The 5,056-nt window shown below is 66.0% G+C and carries 2 protein-coding genes; both read right to left on the bottom strand.

The window, feature by feature from the left end:
- Nucleotides 1-40 precede the first annotated feature (40 nt).
- Nucleotides 41-2,488: an adenylate/guanylate cyclase domain-containing protein gene (locus K3F49_RS38985; RefSeq protein ID WP_234686148.1), complete on the bottom strand. Its 2,448-nt coding sequence runs from the start codon at nt 2,486-2,488 to the stop codon at nt 41-43.
- A gap of 217 nt (nt 2,489-2,705) precedes the next feature.
- Entirely contained in the window at nt 2,706-4,886 is a 2,181-nt protein-coding gene (locus tag K3F49_RS38980) for an AsmA family protein (RefSeq protein WP_234686147.1), read from the bottom strand.
- Nucleotides 4,887-5,056 lie beyond the last annotated feature (170 nt).

Below are 5,056 nucleotides of genomic sequence, written 5' to 3'. Positions count from 1 at the left end.
CTACTGTGCATGGGGTTGTTTTCGAGTTTTGTGCCGGCTGTTACCCGCTCGCCCGTGCGGCTGTCGCGTCGGCGACGGTCTCCTCGTGCTCGCGCCAGGACAAAATCTCCATCGCGAGCACGGGGTGGTTAAAGCCCTTGAGCTGGAGATCGTCGAGGGCGCGGGCCTCGACGGATTGTTCGACCATGCCGTAGACGCGGCGGCTGACCACGATCTGGTTGGACTTGGCTTCGCTGCAGAGGCGGGAGGCGAGGTTGGTGACGCTGCCGATCGCGGCGTATTCCAGCCGCTGCTCGAAGCCGACCTGGCCGAGCGTGGCATAGCCGAGCGCGATGCCGATGCCGAAGCCGAGGCTGTGGCCGCGGTTGCGCCAGCGTTCGGTCAGCGGGCCGATGGTGTCGCGCATCTCCACCGCCATCTTCACGGCGCGCGCGGTGTGGTCCTCGAACTGGATCGGCGCGTTGAACAGGATCATCACGCCGTCGCCGGCATATTTGTCCAGCGTGCCCTCGTATTTGAAGATCAGCTTGCCCAGCGCGGCGTGATACTCCCGCAGCACGTTCATCGCCTCTTCCGGCTCGGTCGCTTCCGTGAACGCGGTGAAGCCGCGCAGGTCGCAGAACACCACGGTCACCTCGCGGCGCTGGCTGGTGAGCAGGCCTTCCGGGCTGTCGGAGGAGGCGATCAGCTGCGCCACCTGCGGCGCCAGGAAGCGCTCGAGCTTGCGGATGCGCTCGATCTCACCGAGCTGGGTCTCGACGCGTTCCTCGAGCGACTTGTTCCAGTCGGTGAGCTGCTCGGTCTGCTGGCGGAGCTTGTCGGCCTGCGCGCGCACGGTCGCGTGCGCGGTCTCCAGCGCGTGGCTCTTGTGGTCGACCTCGGTGAACAGCCGCGCATTGCGCATCGCCAGCACCGCCTGGTTGGCGAAGGTCCGCATCAGGCCAATGAGGCTGCCTTCGAACGCGCCGCGGGCACGGCGCAGCACCACCAGCGAGCCGAGCGTGCCCTGCTGGTCGACCAGCGGCACCACCAGCACCGCATGGAAGCCGGCATCGACCGCGACGTCGCGCAGCGGCTGCTCGGCGGCGTGGTCGAGATCGGCAATCGCGATCGGCTCGCCGCGCCTGGCGGCATCGCTCAAGATGTTCTCGCCTTCGTCGATCGTGACGTGGGCGCCCTCGACCGATTTGTCGATGCCGTCGGCCTCGACCAGGTTGAAGCGATGCCGTTCGGCATCATGGCCGTAGATCACCACCGCATCGGCATGGCTGATCTCCAGCGCACGGGCGGCGATGGTCGGCAGCACGGCGTTGAGGTCGAGCGAGGAGGCGACCGCGCGGCCGACCTCTTCCAGCACCTTCAGCTCGTTGATCGACTGGGCGAGGTCGCGGGTGCGTTCCTCGACCTTGGTCTCGAGGTTCGTATAGGTCTCCTGGAGCTGGCCGGCCATGCGGTTGAACTGGCCGGCGAGCTCTTCCAGCTCGTCGGACGTATGCACGTCGATGCGGTGGCTGAAATCGCCCTCGCCGAGCTTGTGGGCGCCGTTGCGCAGCGCCGTGATCGGAATGATCATGCGGCGCGCCAGCAGCGTGCCGGCGAGGATCGCCACCATCAGGCCGACGCCGATCAAAAGCGCGATGCGCACGAGCTGGTCGCGGATCGGCGTCAGCGCCTGCGCGGTCGGCTGCTCGAACAGCACGCTCCAGCCGAGTTTTGGTACGGGGCTCGCAGCAGTCAAAACAGAATGGCCGTTGAAGTCGGTGCCGAACGTGTCGCCCTCGCGGCCGGGGCTGATGGCGGCGGCAACCTGCGGCAGCTTCGACAGATCCTTGCCCACCTCAGGCCCCTTCGACGAGGTCGCCAGCACGCGGCCGCGGGCATCGACCACATAGGCAAACGCCGCCTTGCCGAGCTGGGAATCGGACAGGAAGTCGGAGAGGAAGGAGAGATCGATCTCGGCCACGGTGACGCCGGCATTGAAGCCGGAATGCGCCACCGAGATCGACATGACAGGCTTCTGATCGACGAAGCTGGCCGCCGAATAGCTCACCCCGCGCGCCACCGCATCAGTGAAGCGCATGTCGCGGACGAGGTCCGTATTGCTGCCGGTCGTGGTCGACTGGCGCGAGACGCGCAGCACCTCGCGGCCGTCGCCGTTGAGCTGGAACAGCTGGGAGACGACGGAGACCTGCTGCAAGAGCTGGGCGTAGTCGGCGCGGCGCTTCTCCAGCGTGTCCCGGCTGGCCGTCGTCACCCAGCTGATCTGGCGCTCCAGCTCGGAGACCGATTGCTCCATGCGCCGGGCTGCGGCCTGCGCCTTGTCGCCGAGCCCGTCGGTCAGCTGTGTCGTGGTGGCGCGGTAGGAGATCCAGGTCTCCATCGCGCCGTTGACGGCGAGCACGAACACGACGAGGCCGACGAGGGAGACGACATATTTGGCGAACAGGCCCTCGCGCAGAAACCGGATCTTGTCGTTCGCGTCCGCCATCCGGATCCTCTCGCGCCGCAACCTGCGCCAGCGCTATCGGCCGCACGGGCCCGATGGCCATTCTACCACAATTTGGACCTTTGGACCGACGCCAGGCGGGTGTGGTGACCCGCCGGTGCGGTCATGTCGCAGCGGTCTTCCTCATCCATTCGGATGAAGAACTGTGTGACGAGGCCGTGTAAGGCTGCGCGCGGAGTTCGACGCCTTGGTCCGCCAATCACCGATTAAAGAGCTGCCGCATCACGTCGTTCATCGGCTGGCTGTCCTGCTGCGCGACCGGCGGGCTCTCAGGGGGCGACGGCGAAGCCTGCGGTGCCGCCGTGGTCGGGGTTCCCTGGAGCGAGCCCGCTCCCAGGGGCGTGCCCGCTCCCTGGGGCGTGCCCGCTTCCGGCAGGCCGCGGCTGCGGCCGGTGCCGGTCGGTGGAGCATTGGACAGAGGGCTGTTGGACAGTCCCTGCTGGATCAGATTGCCGATGGCTTCGCCGAGCTGGCCACCGGGCATCGGCATGGTGTTCGGCAACTGCGGGTTGGTGTTGTTGGCCGTGTTGCCGTTGCCGCCGCCTGGAGTGGTCCCACCGAGGCCAAAACTGTTGAGGATGTCGCCGAGCTTGGCGCCGTCAGGGCCGAACAGGCCTTTGCCCATCTCACGCAGCCTGGCATAGGCGGCATCCGGATTGTCCATCATGCCGGCCATGTCGGGATAGATCTGCGGCTGCGACCAGGGGCCCGAGATCATCACGGGAATGCCGAAGCCGACCGGTTCGGAGCTGCGGCCCTGGCCCTCGGTCGTCATGACGAGCTTCGGCTCGACCCGAAAGCCCAGCATCTTGGTATCGAGCGCGATGGTGCCGGCGCCGGTGATGCGCACCAGCGGTCCGACCAGGTTGAAGTCGGTCGTCACCGCCTGGCCCTTGTCGATGCGGAACGAGGCGGAGAGCTGCGACAAATCCGTGCTCTGCTCCTGATTGGGGTTCTGGTTGTTGTTCTGGTTGTTGTTCTGGTTGTTGTTCTGGTTGTTGTTCTGGTTGTTGTTCTGGTTGTTGTTCTGGTTGTCTTGCCAGCCCGACAGCTTGCTGGTCGTCAGCGAGCGGATCATCTGCGCGACATTGATGCCGCGGATGGCGCCGTCCTGGAAATTGACGAAGGCGGTGCCCCGCATGTTCGCCATCAGCGCGCGCTGGCTGGGGCCGGCGCTGCGCAGCGCGAGCTTGGCTTGCATCTTGCCGTCGATGCGGTCGAAGCCGGCCAAGCCCTGCAGCAGCGGCAGTGCCCGCACCCCGACGATGTCGGAATGCATGGCAAAGCTCGGTGCGCCAGAGGTCGCATCGAAGATCAGCTCGCCCGAGACCTGGCCGCCATAGGCGCCGAGATTGGCGGTGCTCGCCTTCAACACGCCACCGGCGAGCTTGGCATCGAGCGCCAGCGGCGCAAGGCGGGCCTGGCCGAGGACGACCTCGTTGGCCGAGATCCTGATTTGCGCATCGACATAATTGAGCCCGGAGACATCGATCGGCGCATCGCTCCAGGGCTGCGCGGGTGCGGCTTCAGGCGACTTCGACTGGGGAATCGTCAGCCGCTGGAAGTCGAGATCGAGCTTGACCAGGGGCTTGCTCGCAATGTCGACCGAGGCCCAGCCGTTGAAGGCGCCATCGCCGAGCGTGCCGTTGACGCCATTGATCATCACGATCGGCCCGTTGAGGCGCATCTCGGCATGGCCCACGAGCTGCGACGACAAGACGTCTGGCATGTCGATGGTGAACTCCACCGGCATGGTCTGCCGCTCGACCGGCGGCGCCGGCGTGGTCGCCTTGATGTCGAATTTGGTCGGGTGCTCGCCGATGCGCGCCGTGCCGGTGACGTCGACCTTGCGGTCGCGGCCGATGACGGCGTCGGCGTTGATCGCCGTGACGCGGCTGTCGACGCGATCGCGCCCGCGGGAGAATACGACTTCGCCGTCGGTGATCGCAAAACGCGCGATGGTCACACCACTCATGTCGGGCGCAACCGCCTCTGGCGATGCATCGGCATTGGGCAGGCGATCGCGCAGCATGGGCAAATAGAGCACGGGGTGGCTGACGACGATCTCGCTGATCTTCGGATGGCCCGACCATGCGCTGGACAACGACATGTCGACCTGCACGCGGTTGATCGTCAGGCGCGTGATGCCGCTGCGGTCCTTGGGGTTCTGGAGCGTGAGGTCGTTCAGCGTGAGGTTCAGCGTCGGCCACAGGCTGATCCTGGTCGCGCCGTCGATCGACACCCGATAGCCGCTCGCTTGCTCGACGCGCGCGGCAATCGTCGACGTCAGGAAGCCCGAGGGGATCCCGATCACCAGCAGGAGCACGATCACGACGATGACGGCGACCAAAGCTGCGCCGGCGAACTTGAAGGCTCTCATGTCGACTTCCCCGCGACGGACGAGCGGCGTCGAATCCGGCAGAGCACCCGTCCTTCACGGCCAAGTTTATCCCCGGACGGGAAGCCCCTCCAAGCAGACAAAAATAATCGGAGGGTGCTGTAAAGTTATGTGACTTATGACACACTTCCCAACCGCGGTTTTACGCGATT

The organism is Bradyrhizobium monzae, from assembly GCF_021458635.1.
GTDB lineage: Bacteria > Pseudomonadota > Alphaproteobacteria > Rhizobiales > Xanthobacteraceae > Bradyrhizobium.
The sequence above is the reverse complement of the archived record's forward strand: the minus strand, read 5'-3'. Positions and strand labels throughout refer to the sequence as shown.